Genomic DNA, 19,081 nt, shown 5'->3' with positions numbered 1-19,081 from the left:
TTCGCGTTACGTGCAATCGAGTTCGGCGGATCCTGGCTCGTCGATCCGATATCGGCACTCATCGACTCGCTTCTCAAGGGTGAAGTCCCGCGTTTCCTTGTTGGCGTAGACGCACTGAACGGTCACCGAGCGGCCGTGATCGTAGACGTAGCCGAGTTTCCAATAGCCCCGCTTGGCATCGCCATGATCCGCAATGAGCCGGACGTGTTCTTCCGGCTTTCCGTCGAAGGCCGCGACGTATTGGAGATGCGTGCCCGGCAACGCAGGACACGCGATCGCTTCCGCCTTCGCGAGTCCGCTGACGCTTGCGGCGAGGAGCAATGTCGTCAGACAGGCGAGCGTCTTACTCGACGACATAGAATTTGTCTCCGTTGTTGACGTCGGAGCCTTGGCCCCAGCGCAAGATGCGCGGTCCAATGGGCTTGGGCGGATGCGCGTATTGGTCATATACCGTTACGCCGACGGGACTCTGACTGACATAGATTGCAGCGTGCCCGTGGAAGTGTCGGTGATTGTCGAATGTGGCGATGACGGTCCCCTCAACGATGTGCGGGTTGTTTTTAACAGCAGCTCCTTTTTTCCATGCAATCGTGGCCGGCAGCGACGGACATACTTGCTTGACATAGGAGACGCATCCGCCGCAATAGTCCGGGTGGCCAGTGCGACCATCGGGTGGCGCATCGTCGTAAGGACCGTGTGCGGATCCTGGGGCGCATACCCAAGTGTTCAGCCGCGCCGAGGGTGAGTTCTTGTAGTTTGAACTGATATAGCTCATGGCGAAAACGATCGAGATGTTCAGAATGACGAGACTGTCAAATGACAGGAAAATCTCTGTCGGCAATGACGCGAGTCAACGTCCCGCTTCGCGCCTTGTCCTCTCGGCGCTCACCTCAAAGGTAACAACTATGTCGGACGGCCTCGACGCGTTTATTCCGAATCTGCCATGAAACGCGGCAACGTTTCCGTTGCCGCGCGTTACTGCACTTGGCCTCACCCCCCACTCGCCTCACTCAACGTCAGATGCTTCGTCTCCGGCGCCCACGCGATCGACACGATCATCCCGACGAGCAACACCGCCGCAAGCGCGAGCATCGTCATCTGCACGCCGGCCTGCGCGATCCCGATAGGCAAAAGAAACGTCCCCACCGCCGATCCCAACCTGCTGCACGCGATCGACAGTCCCACACCGCACGCCCGCGCCTCGGTCGGAAAGCACTCCGGCGGAAACACGCCGACGAGATTCGAGAATGCCGACATCGTCAGCGTGAAGACGCCGAACGCAACGATCATCCCCACATTCGCCGACGACGGCAGCACGCTCAACGCAAACAGCGACAGGCAGCACACCGCGAACGACCCGATCAGGAACGAGCGCCGCGACAGCTTGATGGTCAGCCAGATGCCGATCAGCGCACCGAGCACGAGAAAGCCATTGAGCAGCAGATCGGCGCCCGATCCTTCGGGCAGACGGATCGCCGTGAGAATGCTCGGCAGGAACGTGTAGATCGCAAAGTACGGAATCACGAGGCACACGAAAAACGCGCAATTGAAGATCGTGCGGCGAATCAGATCCGGCTTGAAGAGCCGCGCGAAGCCGCCCTTGCCCGCGAAATGCTCGCCCGTATCGGCTTCGAGCGTGACGTTCGGGCCGAAGTGCTTGCGCACGATGCGCATCGCCTCATCGACGCGGCCTTTGCCGAGCAGCCAGCGCGGCGATTCCGGCGTGCCCACGCGCATGATGAGCACCAGAAACGCCGGCACGCCGGCGGAGGCCAGCAGCCAGCGCCACGCATCGGGCGTCGCGTCGGCGTAATGCATGCCGAGCACGTTCGCGATCACATAGCCGATCGTCCAGATCACGCTGAACGAGCCGAGCAGCACGCCGCGATGCTTGCGCGGCGAGAACTCCGCGAGAATCGCATGACCGACCGCGAAATCGCCGCCCATGCCGAAGCCGATCAGCACGCGCAAGCCGACGAGCATCGCGGGCGTCGTCGCATAGAACTGCGCGAACGCGGCCGCCGTGATGATGATGAAGCTCAACAGGAAAATCTTCTGACGTCCGAGCTTGTCCGAAAGCCAGCCGAACACGAGACTGCCGAGAAAAATGCCGATCAGCGCGGATGAACCGAGCAGGCCCATCCAGAACGCGTCGAGCGGAATCTGTTTGTTGAGCGACGACAGCGCGTAACCGATCGTGCCGAGCGCATAACCTTCGGTGAAGTGCGCGCCGAACGTGAGGCCCGCGATCTTGATGTGGAAACGGTTCAGCGGCACATCGTCGAGCGCGACGCGATTGCGCGTCGTATCGAAGGGCGCGGCGGCGCCCGGGGCGAGCGGCTGCGCGCTCAGGCTTTGCATGTCCAAGAGTATCTCCTCCACCTCGAGTGGAGCGGCGCATCGACGCCGCAAGAAAACCGCGCACGCGATAGCGTTATGTTTCGTGCATGCGCGGTATGGCGATGATTCAGCGGCCGAGTCCGGCCATCATCATGTACTTGAGTTCCGTGTATTCATCGAGTCCGTACTTGGAACCTTCGCGGCCCAGTCCCGACTGCTTCACGCCGCCGAACGGCGCGACTTCCGTCGAGATGATGCCTTCGTTGATGCCGACCATGCCGCTCTCCAGCGCCTCCGCGACACGCCACGCGCGGCCCAGATCGCGCGTGTAGAAGTACGCGGAAAGGCCGTACGGCGTGTCGTTCGCAGCGGCGATGACGTCTTCTTCCGTCGCGAAGCGGAAGCACGCGGCGACCGGACCGAAGGTTTCCTCATCGGCGATGAGCATCGAAGGCGTGGCGTCCGCGAGCACCGTCGGCTCGTAGAACGTGCCGCCGAGCGCGTGCGGCTTGCCACCCGTCAGCACCTTCGCGCCTTTGCTCACGGCATCGGCGACATGGGCTTGCACCTTCGTCAGCGCGGCTTCGTTGATGAGCGGCCCCTGATCGAACTCGCCTTCGAGCCCGTTGCCGACGCGCAGCTTGTGCACCGCGCGCGTCAGCGTTTGCGTGAAGGCATCGTAGACGCCGTCCTGCACGTAGAAGCGGTTCACGCACACGCACGTCTGCCCGGTATTGCGGAACTTCGACGCGATCGCGCCTTGCACGGCGGCGTCGATATCGGCGTCGTCGAACACGATGAAGGGCGCGTTGCCGCCGAGTTCCAGCGACAGCTTCTTCAAGGTATCCGCCGATTGCTTCGCGAGCAGCTTGCCGACGCGCGTCGAGCCGGTGAACGAGAGCTTGCGCACATCGGGCGATGCGGTCAGCGTCTCGCCGATGGCGACCGCATCGCCCGACACGACGTTGAACACGCCTGCCGGAATGCCTGCTTGCTCCGCGAGCACCGCCAGCGCGAGCGCGGACAGCGGCGTTTCCTCGGACGGCTTCAGCACCATCGTGCAGCCCGCGGCCAGCGCGGGACCGGCTTTGCGCGTGATCATCGCGAGCGGGAAATTCCACGGCGTGATGGCGGCGACGACGCCGACCGGCTCGCGCGTCACGACGATCTTCGCGTTCGGCTTCGGACTCGGGATGATGTCGCCGTAGCTGCGCTTCGCTTCTTCCGCGAACCATTCGAAGAAACTCGCCGCGTACGCGACTTCACCGAGCGCTTCGGCAAGCGGCTTGCCTTGTTCGCGAGTCAGCAGTTCGGCGAGGGTGTTGCGATTGGCGAGCATCAGTTCGCCCCAACGCTTCACGCGCGCGCTGCGTTCCTTCGCGGTCAGCGCGCGCCATGCGGGGAAGGCGCGCTTCGCGGCATCGATCGCCTGCTGCGCTTCGGCACGACCGCCGCGCGCGACGTTCGCGATGGACTCGCCCGTCGCCGGATTGCGCACGGGATACGTGCTCGCGCTTTCGCGCCATGTGCCGTCGATGTAGTGATTCGTCCGCATCAGATCGATCATGCCGCGCGCTCCATCGCTTGTTCGAACACGCCTTGCGCCGCACGCGCCTCGCGCGCGATGCGCCGCCCCGCCGTGTAGTCGTTGATGAGATCGCACGGCGTGTAGTTGCGCTCCAGCTCGTGCAGTTCGTCGTCGTCGAGCTTCGTGTCCAGCGCGGCGAGGGCGCTGTCGAATTGCGCCGGCGAATCCGCGCCGACGAGCATGGACGCAATCCCGGGACGGCTCAACACCCACGCCTGCGCGATCTGCGCGGCCGGCACGCCGCGCCGCGCCGCGACGCGCGCGACCGATGCCGCGATGTCCTGCGACGCGCGATCGCCATACATTTGCGCGGTGAAGAAATCGGTCTGGTTGCGCGTGGATTTTGCGTCGGATGTGAGCAGGCCGCGCGCGAGCGGACTGAACACGGACACGCCGACGCCCTGATCGATGCAGTACGGAATCATCTCGCGCTCTTCCTCGCGATACGCGACGTTCAACTGCAACTGCATGTTGATCGGCTTGTGCCAGCCGTGGCGCTCGCACGCCTGCATGATCTTGGCGAACTGCCACGTATACATCGTCGATACGCCGATGTAACGCGCCTTGCCCGCGCGCACGATGTCGTCGAGCGCGTGCATCGTTTCTTCGACGGGCGTGTTCACGTCGAAGTAATGCAGCATGTAGATATCGACGTAGTCCATGCCGAGACGCTTCAGGGAGCCGTCGATGCCGTCCATGATGTGCTTGCGCGAGTGGCCGCCCGCGTTCGGATGGCTCGCCATGTCGTAGCCGACCTTCGTCGTCACGACGACTTCCTCGCGCGCAACGAGCCGCTTCAGAATGCGGCCGACGACTTCCTCGCCGACGCCCGTCGAATAGAAATCCGCCAGGTCGATGAAGTTCACGCCGTGGTCGAGCGCGTGCTTCACGATCGGCTCGCTTTGCGCTTCATCGAAAATCCACGGCTTCCATTGCGGCGTGCCCATGTTCATCGTGCCGAGGCACAGGCGCGAAACCTTCAGGCCGGACTGGCCGAGACGCACATATTCCATTGTCGAAAACTCCTTACTTCTTCGGCGTGTAGAACGGATTCGACACATCGCGCGCGGCCTTGAACACGGCTTCCTTGCGCGGCAGGCCTTCCATCGCGGCGATGATCGCGTTACGGCACGCGCGATAGTTGTTCTCGAATACGGCGTCGAGATCGTCGGTTTTCGGATTGACCCAGTTCGCCGACACGACGACCCAGTCGTTCTCCGCTTCCGGCGGCAGCGTGCCGTTTTCGAGCGATTCGGCGACCGCCTTCGCGATGCCCGCCTGCGATGCGCCCCACGTCGCGTTGCCGTGGAAATCGCCGTCGATCTGCGCCTTGTTGACATAGAGCGTGAGCGGCTTGGTCGGCACGCCCGGCTGCGCGATCACGACGAACGGCGCGTGCCCGGCGGACGGCGTCGCGAGCGCGGTCGCGAAAGCCTGACCGGCCGGGCCGTTGCGCGGGCCGACCAGCACGTTGATGTGCGCGAGATTGACGCCCGGCCCTTCGAAGCCTTCGCCGATGAACAGATTCTTTTCCATTGACTCCTTCCTTGTGTCCGCGTGATGTGTGCAGTTCAACCACCGTTGCGGTGGATGTGAGGCATTCTGCGGCGGGCGTCGCGCGGGGAGGAATCGACGATTTTTGAGGACCGGATTGATGAAAGCTCAACTCGGGAATCACCCGTAGGCGGGATAAGCGTCCCATAAGCTTCCAACGCCCAAAATGTGAGTTTGTTCTGAATGCGGATTATTCCGGCGTGAGCGCGCCGCCGGGTCCGCTGACGCACATGTCTTCCATCGATCGCATCTCCCCGCTTCCCGTCACCGATGTCGCGTGGCGCTACTACGATCTCGCCAAATCGCGCGTGCAGATCCACGAAGCGCCCGCGCCCGGCGAAGTCTTTCTGTGGCTGGTGCCGAGCGAATTCCGCTTCGCATCGGCATCGAATATCGGGAACTGGCTCAGTCCCGCCGAACGAAAACGCACGCGGCTGCATCCGAATTCCGCGCTCGGGCGGCGCTTTTCCGTCGCGCGCGCGACGCTGCGGCTCGTGCTTTCGCACATGTTCCATTGCGAGCCACACGAAGTGGGCGTCGAGGACGAACCGGACGATCGCATCGTCGTGACGCATCCGCATGACGACGGCCCGGTTCACGTCGATGTCGCGTATTCGGGCATCTGGATCGTGGTCGCGGTGGCATCGGCGAGAATAGGGCTTGGCTTGACGGTCGAATCGACGGGCGCGCATGACGCTGCCGCCAGACAATCGATGTGGGACGAAGCGGCGCGCATCGGCAAGTCGCGTGCGCAGCGCGGCGACACAGACGCCGACACAGACGCCGACTGGCACGGACTTACCTTGCCGATGCCCGGCGGCATCTGCGGCGTGCTCGTCCTGGACAAGCCCGTCGCGCGCGTGCAGGCGTTCGGCTGGGAACGGCCGCTCGAAGCGGAGGGCAACGCAGCCGCGTCCTGAGCCCGCGAGCGCCGTGTAATCACGGATCGGGATCGGGAGAAAACAGGACATCATGGAATACACGGCGCTCGCACAACGCCACGCGGCCGCGATCATCGCGATCGCGCTCTTCGCCGGCCCGGCGCTCGCAGCGGTCGCGTGGGCCTTCGCCGCGCGCGGACGGCGCGCTTCCGGCGCGGCCGTCGCGGTTACGGCGGGCATCGTCAGCGCGACGGGCGCGGCGGTGTTCATCGCCATCGCGACGCGCATCGCGCATGGCACGGCGTTTTCATCGGCGGATCAGCGCATGGTCGACGCTCTGCGCGACGGCACGCCCGCATTCGCCGCGCGAGGATTCGCCGCGCTCACGCATCTCGGCGATCCCTGGTTCCTCACGCTGCTGTCGGCGCTCATGTGCGCGTGGCTGCTGCTGACGCGGCGCTTCGGTCTCGCTGTCTATTTCGCCGCGGTCACGAGCGCGGGCGGCCTGCTCAATCAGGCGCTCAAGTCGATGATGCGCCGCGACCGTCCCACCGGCGCGACCGTGCCGTTGCCCGAAAGCTTCGCGTTCCCGAGCGGACATACGTTCGGCTCGATCGTCTGCTACGGCATGTGCGCCTATGTGCTGCTGCGCCTCGCGCCGACGCGCCGCGATCCGCTCATCGTCGCGCTCGCGTGCTTCATCGTGCTGACGATCGGCGTGAGCCGCGTGGTGATGGGCGTGCATTTTCCCGGCGATGTGGTCGGCGGTTTCGCGTCGGGCGGCGCGTGGCTCGCGGCGTGCATCGGCGCGGCGGAATTCGTGCGGCGACGTAGCCGGACGCTTTAGGATTAGTTCGATTGTTCCGCGCATCCGTAGACGTTAGTTTCAGACCTTTTGCGAGGCTGAAACGATGCTCGAATCGAAAGCGTATGGCGCGGTGGCCATGGCCCTGGTGCTGATCGGTCTGAACGGATGTTCGGCCTTCGTCAAGGATCCCGATCCGCAGGAATACATGAGCCGCGTGAAGGTCGGCATGACGCGCGCGGAAGTCGAGGACAGCCTCGGCCCGCCTGACGGAAACTGGGGACCGTGGCATTCGCTGTGCACCGAATACGCGTTCAAGAAGCACGGCACCGACCGCTGGTCCGTGTATTACAACAATCAGAATCGCGTGGTCTATACGGAGCACGCGGGCTGCAACGTCAAGCGGGCGAAGGAAGTCGGCCTGCGCTGAACGCCAGAAAAGACAAACCCCACGCGCCGTGGGGTTTGTCGTTTTATGAGCCTGAAATTCGACGCGTCAGTTCGCCGTCGGCCGCCACTTCAACAGACGCTGCTCGACCGCCGTCAGCAGATAATCCGCCGCGAGCGCGACGACCGCGAGCACGATCATCGCCGCGAACACGCCGCTCGCGTTGAACGCGCCCTGCGCGGTCGAGATCAGCAAGCCGATGCCCTGCTTCGATCCGAGAAACTCGCCGACGACCGCGCCGACCAGCGCGAAGCCGAAGCTGACGTGCAGGCTCGCGAGAATCCACGAAAGCGCCGACGGAATCACGACCGAGGTCGTCACCTGGCGTCGCGATGCGCCGAGAATCTGCGCGTTCGCGATCATGTAACGGTCGGCTTCGCGCACGCCCTGGAACGCGTTCGCGAACACGACGAAAAACACCATCACGACGGCGAGCGCGACCTTCGACGCCATGCCGAGACCCAGCGCGATCACGAACACCGAGCCGAGCACGACGCGCGGAATCGAATTGGCGATCTTGATGTAGATGCTGAACACATCCGACAGCAGCTTGTTGCGGCCCAACACGATGCCGCAGAAAATGCCGCCGGCCGAACCGATCAGAAAGCCGAGAATCGTCTCTTCGAGCGTCACCCAGACTTGCGTGAGCAGCGGTCCTTGCGACGTGCCGTCGACGAACCATTCGACGATCTGATCGAAGATCGCGGACGGCATCGAGAAGAAGAACGGATCGATCCAGTGCAGGCGCGCCGAGAGTTCCCAGCCGCCGAGCACGAACACGAGCACCGCGATACGCAGCCCGATGACGAGCGCATTGCGCTGCCTGATGCGCTTTTGCGCTTCGCGTTCGACTTGCGCGAGCGTGCCGGGATCGATGCCCGAGGGCATCGTTTGTTGAGGCGTGGACATAGTGATGTTCCTTTGAGGCGGGTTCAACCGATCTGCACTTCTTCGCGCAGGTCGTGCCAGATATCGCGCGAAATTTCGATGAAGCGCGGGTGATAGCGAATCTCCGACGTGATGCGCGGACGCGGCAGGTCGATCTCGTAGACCTTCTTGAGCGTCGCGGGGCGCGCGGTCAGCACGAACACGCGATCCGCGAGCGCGATCGCTTCTTCGAGATCGTGCGTGACGAACACGACCGAGCCCGCATTCGCCGACCAGAGCTGCAGCAATTCGTCCTGCATCAGCGTGCGCGTCTGCATGTCGAGCGCGGAGAACGGCTCGTCCATCAACAGGATTTCGGGCTTGTTGATGAACGTCTGCGCGAGCGCGACGCGCTTTCGCATGCCGCCCGACAACTGATGCGGATAGTGCTTGCCGAACTTGTCGAGACCGACGCGGCGCAGCCACGACTGCGCTTCGTCGTAAGCGGCGGACTTCGAGCGGCCGCGATACAGCGGGCCGGCTGCGACGTTGTCGAGCACCGAGCGCCACGGAAACACGGCATCCGCCTGAAAGACGAAGCCGATGCGGGGATCGATGCCATCGACCGGCTGGCCCATCACGCGCACTTCGCCCGTCGTCGGCTTGAGCAGACCGGTAATCATGCTGAGCGTCGTGGATTTGCCGCAGCCGGTCGGCCCGACGATCGCGACGAATTCGCCCTTCGCGACCGACATGCTGAAATCGCGCAGCGCGACCGTCGCCTTGCCGTCCGGCGAGATGAAGCGGCACGATACGTGGCGCAGTTCGATCGCGGGTTGATTCGATTGATTCATCGTGAAAGCCTCACTTCGACGCGGTCGCCGTGCCCGACACGTACTCGTTCGAATACGTGCGCGCGAGATCGATATGCTTGCCCTTCACCGACGGATTGAACGCGGCGAGCACCTTCAGAACGGTTTCGGGACCGTCGGCGGGCATCTTGCCGTCCTTCGTGAACATCGGCAGCGAGGCTTTCAGCGCGCCCACGTACAGGTCCTTGTTCTTCGCGTAATAGTCCTTCGGCATCTTCTCGGTGATTTCTTCGGCGCTATGCGTCGCGATGAAATTCAGCGTCTTCGCAAACGCGCGCGCGAGCTTCGCGGCTTCGGGCTTGTGCGCTTCGGCCCACGCGCGCTGCACGTAGAAGCTCGACGCCGGATACGTGCCGCCGAGCGCGGCGCGCGTGCCTTCGAGCGTGCGCATGTCGACGAGCACCTTCGCCTCGCCGGTCTTGAGCAACTGCGAGACGGTCGGCTCGGTCGTCATGCCCGCATCGATGCGCTCCTGCTTGATCGCTGCGATGAAGCTCGCGTCCGCGCCCACCGGCAGCAGCGTGTATTCCTTCGACGTGACGCCCGCGCGCTGCGCGAGATACTGCGTCAGAAAGCTCGTCGACGAGCCGAGGCCGGTCACGCCGAGCGTCTTGCCTTTCACGTCGGCCATGCTCTTGATCTTGTCGGCCTGCTTCGTCGAGACCAATTCGACTTCGCCCGGCACCTGACCGAAGATCACGAGCGCCTGGACTTCCTTGCCCTTGCTTTGCAGATCGATGGTGTGATCGTAGAAGCCGACGACGCCTTGCACCGCGCCGGCCAGCAATTCGTTCTCGGCATCGACGCCCGCGGGTTGCGACAGGATCTCGACGTCGAGCCCTTCGTCCTTGAAATAGCCGAGTTGCTCGGTGAGCTTCGCGGGCAGATAGATGATCTTGGTTGCGCCGCCGACCATGATCGAAATCTTTTCGGCGTGAGCGGATACGGAAGCGGCGGCGAGGGCGAAAGCGATACCGGACACAGCAGCGATCTGGCGCAGAGTACGCATCAGGAGTCTCCTTAATGTGGGCCGTGAAGTTGGGAATGGCCCGCTTTTTCAGTTGTGCGGCGATTATAGGAACGCGAAACCTTCTGCCAGCTTTCTGCGACGATGCGAAATCATGGGTGTTAACCCGATGCTTCATCCGTTCGTCGAAGCCAATACAATCGCGCCACCATGAAACTGCTGTTGATCGAAGACAATCCGACGCTTTCGCTCTGGCTCGCGAAGATGCTGGAACAGGAGTCGTTCACGCTCGAAACCGTGCAGGATGGCGAATCCGCCGATCAGCTCCTGCGCGCAAATCTGTACGACGTCGTGCTGCTCGACCTGAACCTTCCGCGTCTTTCCGGCAAGAACGTGCTGCGCCGCATGCGTCAACGCGGCGACGCAACGCCGGTGATGATCCTCACGGCGAGCGGTTCCATCGACGAGAAGGTGGAGTTGCTCGGCGCGGGCGCGGACGATTACCTGGTGAAGCCTTTCGAAGTGCGAGAGCTCGTCGCGCGCGTGAAGGTGATGATCCGGCGGCGCAGTTCATCGACGGCGAACGAGGTGTCGTGCGGCGATCTCGTGTTCGATATCGACACGCGCCAGTTCACGCTCAAAGGCGCGCCGCTCAACGTGACGCCGCGCGAACGCAGCGTGCTCGAAGCGCTGATCCTGCGTCTCGGCAAGACGGTGTCGAAGGCGTCGCTGCTCGATACGATCTTCACGCACGAAGACAGCCCGAGCGAAGACGCGCTCGAAATCTACGTCTCGCGGCTGCGCAAGAAGCTCGATGGCAGTTCGGCGGCGATCGTCACGCTGCGTGGTCTCGGCTATCTGCTGCGCAAAAAGGACGATGACCAATAGCCTGCGCGTCCGTCTTCTATGGTGGCTGCTCGTGCCGCTCGCGATCTACGTGTTCGTGACAGGCAAAGCCGCCTACGACAACGCGCGCCACACCGCCGATCTCGTGCAGGAGAACACGCTGCTTGCATCGGCGCGGATGATCGCGGGCGAGGTCGAATGGTCGGACGGACGCTTGCTCGTCGATATTCCGCCGGCCGCGCTCGAAGTGTTCGCGTCGCCGCAGGGCGATCAGGTGTTCTACAACGTGAGCGTCGACGATGGCCGTCTGCTCGCCGGCGTGCCCGATTTCCCGACGCGCGACGCCGCCGGCCACGACGCGCCCGATTACTACGACGCCGATCTCCACGGCAAGCCGATACGCGCCGTCGGCTTCGTGCGCCAGATGTACGACAACGGCGCGATTCGCCGCGTGCTGGTGTCGGTCGGCAAGACGCAGGCTTCGCGCGATGCGATGGTGCGAGAGCTATGGCGTCCGCAGCTCGTGCGGCAGATCGAGATGGTGTTGCTGGCCGTGGCGCTCGCCTGCATCGGACTGACGTTCGAGCTGCGGCCGCTTCTGAAGGTGAAGAAAGAAGTGATGGACCGCGATCCGATGCAGCTCGAGCCGCTGCGCGTGGAGCGCTTGCATACGGAGTTGCGGCCGATCGTCGATGCGATCAATCAGTGCATCGCGCGGCTCGGGCTTCAGGTCGCGGCGCAGCGGCGTTTCATCGCGGATGCGGCGCATCAGTTGCGCACGCCGCTCACGCTGCTGGAGACGCAATTGCAGTTCGCGCGGCAGCATCGCGCGATGGAGCCGTCGCTGAATGAAACGCTCGCGGCGATGCAGCGAAGCAATCGTTCGATGGTCGGTCTCACCAACAAGCTGTTGCTGCTCGCGCAGGCCGAAGCCGCGGACTACGCGCAACTCGCGCGGCAGAAGGTGGATCTTGCCGCCATCGCGCAGGACGTGATCGAGGATCTGGCGATGTTCGCGCAGAAGCGCGAGATCGATCTCGGCGCGGAGCTGGTTGAATCGGCGTGGATCATCGGCCATGAAGGATTGTTGTCGGCGCTCGTGTACAACGTCGTCGAGAATGCGATTCGCTATACGCAGCCGGGCGGGCACGTGACCGTTGCCGTCATGCGCGATGCGCAACGCGTGACGCTCACCGTCATCGACGATGGCCCCGGTATTCCCGCCGAAGCGCGCAGTCGCGTGTTCGAGCCGTTTTATCGCGCATCGGCGGATACGGAAGGAACCGGCCTCGGACTCGCGATTGCGAAGGAGATCGTGCAGGCGCATCGCGGGCAGATCGTGCTGGCGCAGCGCGAGCATCCGGATCGTGGGGTGGTCGTGACGGTGCGCTTCACGCATCTTTCGTAAATGCTATGGAATGACCAAACGAATTTCACCGCTGCTTTGAAAATATACTTCTCGTTTGCAGCGAAACTATCGCAGCAGGAGAAGAAGATGAGACGAATCGGCGCGTGCCTATTCGCATTATTGTTAGCAATGCTGCTTGGCGCATGCGGCGGAGGCGACGGCGCATCGGATGCCGTGAATGCATCCGCGAAAGATGCCCAGATGAATGGGACGAACAAGGGTTTCGCATTATCGACGGTCATCTGGAAGCAGTTTCCGATCAACGTGTGCTGGGATCTGAGCAACGCCGATTTCGCCATGTACGCCAATCAACGCAGTTGGAGTCAGCTCGCGGTTCAGCAAAGCTGGGAGGCGCATTCGGGCGTCGTATTCGCGGGATGGCAGCAATGCACCAACGCGCCGAACTATTACGGCATTCGGATATCGGTCGAGGATAGCGCCAAGACGGGACCGCATACGCAAGGTCTGGGGACGCAGATCAACAATGTCGTCGGCGGCATGGTCTTCAACTTCACGTTCAGAAACTGGAGTACGAGTTGCATCGGACGCGAGGAGTATTGTGTTCGCGCCATCGCCGCGCACGAGTTCGGTCATGCGCTGGGATTCGCGCATGAGCAGAATCGGCCGGACACGCCATCGACGACATGCAAGGAGCCCGCGCAAGGCACTTACGGCGACACGATGATCGGCGCGTGGGATCTGGCGTCGATCATGAATTACTGCAATCCGCAATGGAACGGTAACGGACAGTTGAGCGCGACGGATATCGCCATGGCGCAGATGTTTTATGGGGCACCGGCCGTCACGCAGACCGTCGCGGCGCAGACGGCGCGCTGAAAGCCGACGGGTCGCCAGAAAATCCGGCGGTTTGCGGGCTTCGATTTTGGATCCAAAATCCTTGATTCAATTTTGACATGGGCGCACAATCACCCCCACGCCGCACCCAACGCTGCCGACGGAGCCCCCATGACCGACCGAGCCAATGCCGTTGCGAACCCCTATGCCGCGAGCGACAGCCCGCGGGTCTCATCGAAAACCAGCCGTGCAGTCACCGCCGCCGTCGTCGGCAATATCCTCGAATGGTTCGATTTCGGCACGTACGCGTTCCTCGCGACCGTCATCGCCAAAGTGATGTTCCCCACCGGCGACGACTTCGCCGCCATGCTCGGCACATTCGGCGCATTCGGCCTGGGCTTCGCGGCGCGTCCGCTCGGCGCGATCATCTTCGGCTGGCTCGGCGACAAGAAAGGTCGCAAGTGGACGCTCACCTTCGTCATGCCGCTCATGGCCGCCGCGACGCTCTTCATGGCGCTGCTGCCGTCGTATGCGGCCATCGGCATATGGGCGCCGATCCTGCTCGTCGCGGCGCGCATGCTGCAAGGCATTTCCGTCGGCGGCGAGCTGGGCAACGCGGTCGCGTTTCTCGTCGAATGGGCGCCGCCGAACAAGCGCGGCTTCTACGGCAGCTTCCAGCAATGCAGCACCCTCGGCGGCATGCTGCTCGGCTCGGGCGCGGCCGCGCTCATGACGACGCTGCTCTCGCCTCAAGCGATGCTCGATTGGGGCTGGCGCGTGCCGTTCATCATCGGTGCGATCGTGATCGGGCCGATCGGCTGGATCATCAGAAAGCGCAGCGAGGAGACGCCCGCGTATCAAAGCGCAAGCGACGAAGCGCCGAAGACCAAAGGCCGCGCGCCCGCGCTGCTCGGTCTGCAGGCGTGCGGGCTCGTGATCGTGTGGACGGTCTCGCTCTACGTGCTGCTCAACTATCTGCCGTCGTTCACGACGAAATACGTCGGCATGCATCCGTCGACGGCGCTTTGGCTCAACACGGCGGGCCTCATCGCGATGACCGCGTCGATTCCGTTCTGGGGCGCGGCGTCGGATCGCTTCGGCCGCAAGCCGATCTATGCGATCGGCTGCATCGCGTTTCTCGTGCTGCCGTATCCGATCTTTCACTTGATGCTCACGTACAAGTCGGCGGCGATCGTCGGCGCGGTGCAGGTGCTGGGCGGCGTCGTCATCGGCATATTTTCGGGTGTGGGGCCGGCCGTGCTCTCCGAACTTTTCCCGACGAAAATCCGCACGACGTGGATGTCGATCGGCTACGGCATCGCCAACGCGGTGTTCGGCGGTTTCGCGCCGATGATCTCCATCGCGCTCATCAAGGCAACCGGCTCGCCGCTTTCGCCCGCGTATTTCGTGATGCTCGCGGCGTTGCTTTCGACGATCACGGTCGCCACCATCAAGGAGACGGCGCACGCGCCGCTGCAATAAACATGCGCTGGAATCGCACGCTTACCGTAGTGAACTGCCACGCCGAAGGCGAAGTCGGCAATGTCGTGACCGGCGGCGTCTTCGACGTGCCCGGCGCCACGATGTTCGACAAGATGATGCACCTCGAAGAAGTGCGCGACGACTTGCGGCGCATCTGCATATTCGAGCCGCGCGGCTCGGCGAATCAGACCGTCAACTTCATCTTGCCCGCGACCGATCCGCGCGCGCAGATGGGCTACGTGATCGCGGAATCGACCGAATATCCGGCGATGTCCGGCTCGAACACGATGTGCGTCGCGACCGTGCTGCTCGAAACCGGCATCTTGGCGATGACCGAGCCCGTCACCGAACTCGTGCTCGAAGCGCCCGCGGGCCTCATCCATCTGCGCTGCTCGTGCGCGAACGGCAAGGTCACGAAGGTCGAGTTCACGAACCAGCCCGCGTTCGCGAATCATCTCGACAAGACGATCGAGGTCGAAGGCATCGGCAGTTTGACCGTCGATGTCGGCTATGGCGGCATGACGTATGTGATCGTCGATGCGGAGAAACTCGGCTTTCGCATCACGCCCGATGAAGCGCGCGAACTGTGCGAGCTGGGGCAAGTCATCAAGGCCGCGGCGGGGGCGCAGTTGCCTTCGCCGCATCCGCTCAATCCGCTCATCAAGGGCATCACGATGACCGAGTTCGTCGGCCCGATTTCGCGCGAGAACGGCGTGCTGAAATCGCGCAACACGGTGATCGTGTCGCCGGGACGCTGCGATCGTTCGCCGTGCGGCACGGGCACGTCCGCGCGGCTCGCGGTCATGCACGCGAAAGGGCTGATCGATGTCGGCGAGACGTTTCTGCACGAGTCGATCATCGGATCGGTGTTCGAAAGCCGCATCGAGTCCACGACGCGTCTAGGCGATGTTCCCGCCGTCGTGCCCGTCGTCGCGGGACAGGCGTGGATCACGGCGATCTCGCAGGTCGGCGTCGATCCGACCGATCGCTTCCAGACCGGCTTCACGCTCGCCGACACATGGTGCGAAGCCGTCGACGACAAGCTCATCAAATCGCGCGTGAGTTCGCAACGTGGCGAGTGAAGACATGACGGACGTCATCGTGATCGGCGCGGGCATCGTAGGACTCGCGTGCGCGTGGGCCGCGTTGCGCGAGGGCGCGCGCGTGACGCTCGTCGATCGCGATTTCGAAGGCGATCGCGCATCGCACGGCAATGCGGGCGGCATCGCGGTGACGGAGAGCACGCCGATCGCCGTGCACGGCATGTTCACGAAGGCCGCGAAATGGCTGATGGACCCGCTCGGGCCGCTCGCGCTCGACTGGAAGCATGTGCCGAAGGCGCTGCCGTGGTTCATGGCGTTTCGCCGCGCGAGCGAGCCGGCGCGCTTTCGGGCGATCTCGCATGCGCTTTCGCTGCTCAACAACCGCGTCTACGACGACATCCTGCCGATGTTCGACGATATCGGCGCAAGCGCGATGCTGTATCGGCGGGGCGCGCTCACGGTCTATGAAACCGATGCAGCCTTCGCCGCCGATCAGCCCGAATGGTCCTTCAAGCGCGAACTCGGCGCGCGCTGGCACGCGTTGAGCGCGCAGCAAGTGCGCGAATGCGAGCCGTCGCTCGCGCCGGTCTTCAGGCATGGCGTGTTCCTCGACGACTGGTCGCATATCGGCGATCCGCGCCGCATCGTCACGCTATTGCGCGAGCGCGTGCGTGCGCTCGGCGCGCGCTTCGTGACGGGCATCGCGCGCGCCATCGACGCGCCGGAATCCGTCGTGCTAGACGACGGCACGCGCGTCAACGGACGACGCATCGTGATCGCGGCGGGCGCATGGTCGGCGGCGCTCGCGAGGTCGATCGGCGATAGCGTGTTGCTCGAAAGCGAACGCGGCTACAACGCGACGCTGCCAAAGCACGGCGTCGCACTGACGCGCGAAGTGATCTTCGCGGAGCGCAAGTTCGTGGCGACGCCGCTCGATATTGGCTTGCGCATCGGCGGCGCGGCGGAGTTCGCGGGCATCGACGCGCCGCCGAACTATCGTCGCAGCGACGCGTTGCTCGAACTGGGCAAGCGCTTCATCCAAGGCATCGACGATACGGATGCCGTGAAATGGATGGGCCATCGCCCCGCGACGCCCGACTCGCTGCCGGTGATCGGCGCATCGCCGCGCATGCCGTCGGTCGTCCATGCATTCGGGCACGGTCATCTCGGCCTCACGCAATCGGCGACGACCGCCGCGCTCGTCGCCGATGTACTCGCGGGACGCACGCCGCGCGTGCCGCTCACGCCTTACTCGATCGCACGTTTCTAAATTGGAGGAGCAAACATGCAAGTGAACTGGAAAGGCGTATTCCCCGCCGTGACGACGAAGCTCAAGCAGGACGGCTCGCTCGATCGTGACGCTATCGTGAACGGCCTGAACCGTCTGATCGACAACGGTGTCGGCGGCGTCGTGATGATGGGCATGGTCGGCGAGAACGCGCAGCTCACGCCCGAGGAAAAGCGCACGGTGCTGAAGATCGCGGTCGAAACCGTGAACGGGCGCGTGCCTGTGATCTCGGGACTGGCGGAACTGAACACGGCCAACGCGATGCAGTTCGCGAAAGACGCGGAAGCCATCGGCGTGCAAGGGCTGATGGTGTTTCCGGGCCTCACGTATCGATCGGACGATCGCGAGACCGTCGAATACTATCGGTCGATTGCGCGCTCGACGAAGCTCGGGCTCATGATCTACAACAATCCGCGCGGCTATGGCGTCGATATGCGGCCGGACTTGCTCGCGCAACTCGCGGATGAACCCAACGTCGTCGCGATCAAGGAAGAGACCTACGACACGACGCGCGTCACCGATCTCTACGCGCGCTTCGGCGACCGCTTCGTCGTGTTCTGCGGCGTCGACGATCTGATCGTGGAATCCGTCGCGCTCGGCGTGAAGGGCTGGGTTTCCGGCATGGCCAACGCGATGCCGAAGGAATCCGTCGATCTGCTGAATTACGCGGTCAACGGCGAATACGACAAGGCGCGCGCGCTCTATCGCGCGTTGATCGACTTGTTCCATCTCGACACGCACGTCAAGCTCGTGCAGTACATCAAGCTCGCGGAGAACATCACGGCGGGTTATCCGGAGTACGTGAAAGCGCCGCGCCTCTTGCTCGAAGGCGCGGAACGGCAGCGGACCATCGAGATCGTCGAGAAGGCGATCGCCAACGTGCGGGCGCTCGCGCAATGAAATCGACGTTCTTCTGCATCGACGGACACACATGCGGCAATCCGGTGCGCGTCGTCGCGGGCGGCGCGCCGCCGCTCGAAGGCGCGAACATGATCGAACGGCGCGCGCACTTCCTGCGCGAGTTCGACTGGATACGCACCGCGCTCATGTTCGAGCCGCGCGGCCACGAAGTGATGTCCGGCAGCATTCTCTATCCGCCGACGCGCGCCGACTGCGATCTCGCGATTCTCTTCATCGAAGTGAGCGGATGCCTGCCGATGTGCGGGCACGGCACCATCGGCACGGTGACGACGGCCATCGAAAACGGACTCGTGCGGCCGCGCGAGCCGGGCGTGCTGCGGCTCGACACGCCCGCCGGTCTCGTGATCGCGCGTTACAGGATGAACGGCGAGCATGTCGATTCGGTGCAGCTCGTCAACGTGCCTTCGTTTCTGCATTCGCAAGACTTGTCCGTCGACGTCGAGGGCCTGGGCGAGATTCGTTTCGATGTCGCGTATGGCGGCAACTTCTACGCGATCGTCGAGCCGCAGCGCGACTACGAAGGGCTGCACGCGCTGAAGCCATCGGACATTCAGCGTCTGAGTCCGATCCTGCGTCAGAAGGCGAACGAAAAGTACGCGTTCGTGCATCCGGAAAACGATGCGATACGCGGCCTCAGTCACGTCATGTGGACGGGCGAGCCGACGGTGGAAGGCGCGAGCGCGCGCAACGCGGTGTTCTACGGCGACAAAGCCATCGACCGCTCGCCGTGCGGCACGGGCACGTCGGCGCGCATGGCGCAGCGTGTCGCGAAAGGGCAGTTGAAGATCGGCGAGCGCTTCGTGCATGAAAGCATCATCGGCACCTTGTTCGAAGGCGTGCCGATGGAAGCGGCGCGCGTCGGCGAATACGATGCGATCGTGCCGGCCATCGAAGGATGGGCGCGCGTGACGGGCCACAACACGATTTTCGTCGATGACCGCGATCCGCTCGCGCACGGATTCCTGCTGAAATAACG

20 protein-coding genes are annotated in these 19,081 nt (G+C 63.5%); 11 read left to right on the top strand and 9 right to left on the bottom strand.

Translation table 11 applies throughout. From position 1 onward, the window contains the following. Positions 1-6: 6 nt before the first annotated feature. The 6 genes from BG60_RS17295 to fae all read right to left on the bottom strand — a co-directional run bounded on the left by BG60_RS17295 (position 7) and on the right by fae (position 5,464). Positions 7-357 carry an STY0301 family protein gene (locus BG60_RS17295; RefSeq protein WP_008347274.1) on the bottom strand — a complete coding sequence of 117 codons (351 nt, stop codon included), beginning with the start codon at positions 355-357 and terminating at the stop codon, positions 7-9. Next, a complete protein-coding gene (locus BG60_RS36930; protein WP_075583513.1) occupies positions 344-775 on the bottom strand; it encodes a BPSL0067 family protein in 432 nt (143 codons plus the stop codon). The genes BG60_RS17295 and BG60_RS36930 overlap by 14 nt, the downstream gene beginning before the upstream one ends. A gap of 215 nt (positions 776-990) precedes the next feature. Then, a complete protein-coding gene (locus BG60_RS17290) occupies positions 991-2,361 on the bottom strand; it encodes an MFS transporter (RefSeq protein ID WP_008347276.1) in 1,371 nt (456 codons plus the stop codon). 106 nt (positions 2,362-2,467) lie between these two features. Then, entirely contained in the window at positions 2,468-3,907 is a 1,440-nt protein-coding gene (locus tag BG60_RS17285; RefSeq protein ID WP_008347278.1) for an NAD-dependent succinate-semialdehyde dehydrogenase, read from the bottom strand. After that, a complete protein-coding gene (locus tag BG60_RS17280) occupies positions 3,904-4,941 on the bottom strand; it encodes an aldo/keto reductase (protein ID WP_008347280.1) in 1,038 nt (345 codons plus the stop codon). Before BG60_RS17280 ends, BG60_RS17285 begins: the two co-directional genes overlap by 4 nt. A 13-nt stretch (positions 4,942-4,954) precedes the next feature. Beyond that, positions 4,955-5,464: a formaldehyde-activating enzyme gene (gene fae, locus BG60_RS17275; protein WP_008347281.1), complete on the bottom strand. Its 510-nt coding sequence runs from the start codon at positions 5,462-5,464 to the stop codon at positions 4,955-4,957. 248 nt (positions 5,465-5,712) lie between these two features. Here fae and BG60_RS17270 point away from each other — a divergent pair, with 248 nt between their 5' ends. From BG60_RS17270 to BG60_RS17260, 3 genes are all read left to right on the top strand, one after another. Further along, on the top strand, positions 5,713-6,402 hold the full coding sequence (locus BG60_RS17270; protein ID WP_085955306.1) for a 4'-phosphopantetheinyl transferase family protein: 690 nt from the start codon (positions 5,713-5,715) through the stop codon (positions 6,400-6,402). A gap of 52 nt (positions 6,403-6,454) precedes the next feature. Next, positions 6,455-7,210 carry a phosphatase PAP2 family protein gene (locus tag BG60_RS17265; protein ID WP_008347285.1) on the top strand — a complete coding sequence of 252 codons (756 nt, stop codon included), beginning with the start codon at positions 6,455-6,457 and terminating at the stop codon, positions 7,208-7,210. A 64-nt stretch (positions 7,211-7,274) separates the two neighbouring features. After that, on the top strand, positions 7,275-7,598 hold the full coding sequence (locus BG60_RS17260; protein WP_008347287.1) for an outer membrane protein assembly factor BamE: 324 nt from the start codon (positions 7,275-7,277) through the stop codon (positions 7,596-7,598). A 66-nt stretch (positions 7,599-7,664) separates the two neighbouring features. Here the strand turns inward: BG60_RS17260 and BG60_RS17255 are convergent, their stop codons facing one another. The 3 genes from BG60_RS17255 to BG60_RS17245 are packed head-to-tail and all read right to left on the bottom strand — an operon-like array spanning position 7,665 to position 10,364. Next, positions 7,665-8,525: an ABC transporter permease gene (locus BG60_RS17255; RefSeq protein WP_008347288.1), complete on the bottom strand. Its 861-nt coding sequence runs from the start codon at positions 8,523-8,525 to the stop codon at positions 7,665-7,667. A gap of 23 nt (positions 8,526-8,548) precedes the next feature. Beyond that, complete coding sequence (locus BG60_RS17250) at positions 8,549-9,337, bottom strand: ABC transporter ATP-binding protein (protein WP_008347290.1); 789 nt, start codon at positions 9,335-9,337, stop codon at positions 8,549-8,551. A gap of 10 nt (positions 9,338-9,347) precedes the next feature. Beyond that, positions 9,348-10,364 (bottom strand): ABC transporter substrate-binding protein, encoded by a 1,017-nt coding sequence (locus BG60_RS17245; RefSeq protein ID WP_008347292.1) that lies wholly within the window; start codon positions 10,362-10,364, stop codon positions 9,348-9,350. Positions 10,365-10,532: 168 nt separating this feature from the next. Here BG60_RS17245 and BG60_RS17240 point away from each other — a divergent pair, with 168 nt between their 5' ends. From BG60_RS17240 to BG60_RS17205, 8 genes are all read left to right on the top strand, one after another. Continuing rightward, positions 10,533-11,210, top strand: a complete 678-nt coding sequence (locus tag BG60_RS17240; RefSeq protein ID WP_008347294.1) for a response regulator transcription factor — start codon at positions 10,533-10,535, stop codon at positions 11,208-11,210. Next, positions 11,200-12,576 (top strand): sensor histidine kinase, encoded by a 1,377-nt coding sequence (locus BG60_RS17235; RefSeq protein WP_008347296.1) that lies wholly within the window; start codon positions 11,200-11,202, stop codon positions 12,574-12,576. The genes BG60_RS17240 and BG60_RS17235 overlap by 11 nt, the downstream gene beginning before the upstream one ends. Positions 12,577-12,777: 201 nt before the next feature. After that, complete coding sequence (locus tag BG60_RS17230; protein ID WP_235366164.1) at positions 12,778-13,413, top strand: M12 family metallopeptidase; 636 nt, start codon at positions 12,778-12,780, stop codon at positions 13,411-13,413. 129 nt (positions 13,414-13,542) lie between these two features. Continuing rightward, positions 13,543-14,853: an MFS transporter gene (locus BG60_RS17225; RefSeq protein ID WP_008347300.1), complete on the top strand. Its 1,311-nt coding sequence runs from the start codon at positions 13,543-13,545 to the stop codon at positions 14,851-14,853. Positions 14,854-14,855: 2 nt separating this feature from the next. Next, positions 14,856-15,935 (top strand): proline racemase family protein, encoded by a 1,080-nt coding sequence (locus BG60_RS17220; RefSeq protein WP_008347303.1) that lies wholly within the window; start codon positions 14,856-14,858, stop codon positions 15,933-15,935. A gap of 4 nt (positions 15,936-15,939) precedes the next feature. Then, on the top strand, positions 15,940-17,166 hold the full coding sequence (locus BG60_RS17215; protein WP_008347305.1) for an NAD(P)/FAD-dependent oxidoreductase: 1,227 nt from the start codon (positions 15,940-15,942) through the stop codon (positions 17,164-17,166). 15 nt (positions 17,167-17,181) lie between these two features. Then, positions 17,182-18,084, top strand: coding sequence for a dihydrodipicolinate synthase family protein (locus BG60_RS17210; RefSeq protein ID WP_008347307.1), 903 nt, complete (start codon positions 17,182-17,184; stop codon positions 18,082-18,084). Continuing rightward, positions 18,081-19,079, top strand: coding sequence for a 4-hydroxyproline epimerase (locus tag BG60_RS17205; protein ID WP_008347309.1), 999 nt, complete (start codon positions 18,081-18,083; stop codon positions 19,077-19,079). The genes BG60_RS17210 and BG60_RS17205 overlap by 4 nt, the downstream gene beginning before the upstream one ends. Positions 19,080-19,081 lie beyond the last annotated feature (2 nt).

Source organism: Caballeronia zhejiangensis, assembly GCF_000698575.1.
Lineage (GTDB): Bacteria > Pseudomonadota > Gammaproteobacteria > Burkholderiales > Burkholderiaceae > Caballeronia > Caballeronia zhejiangensis.
This window is presented reverse-complemented; position numbering and strand designations above follow the sequence as displayed.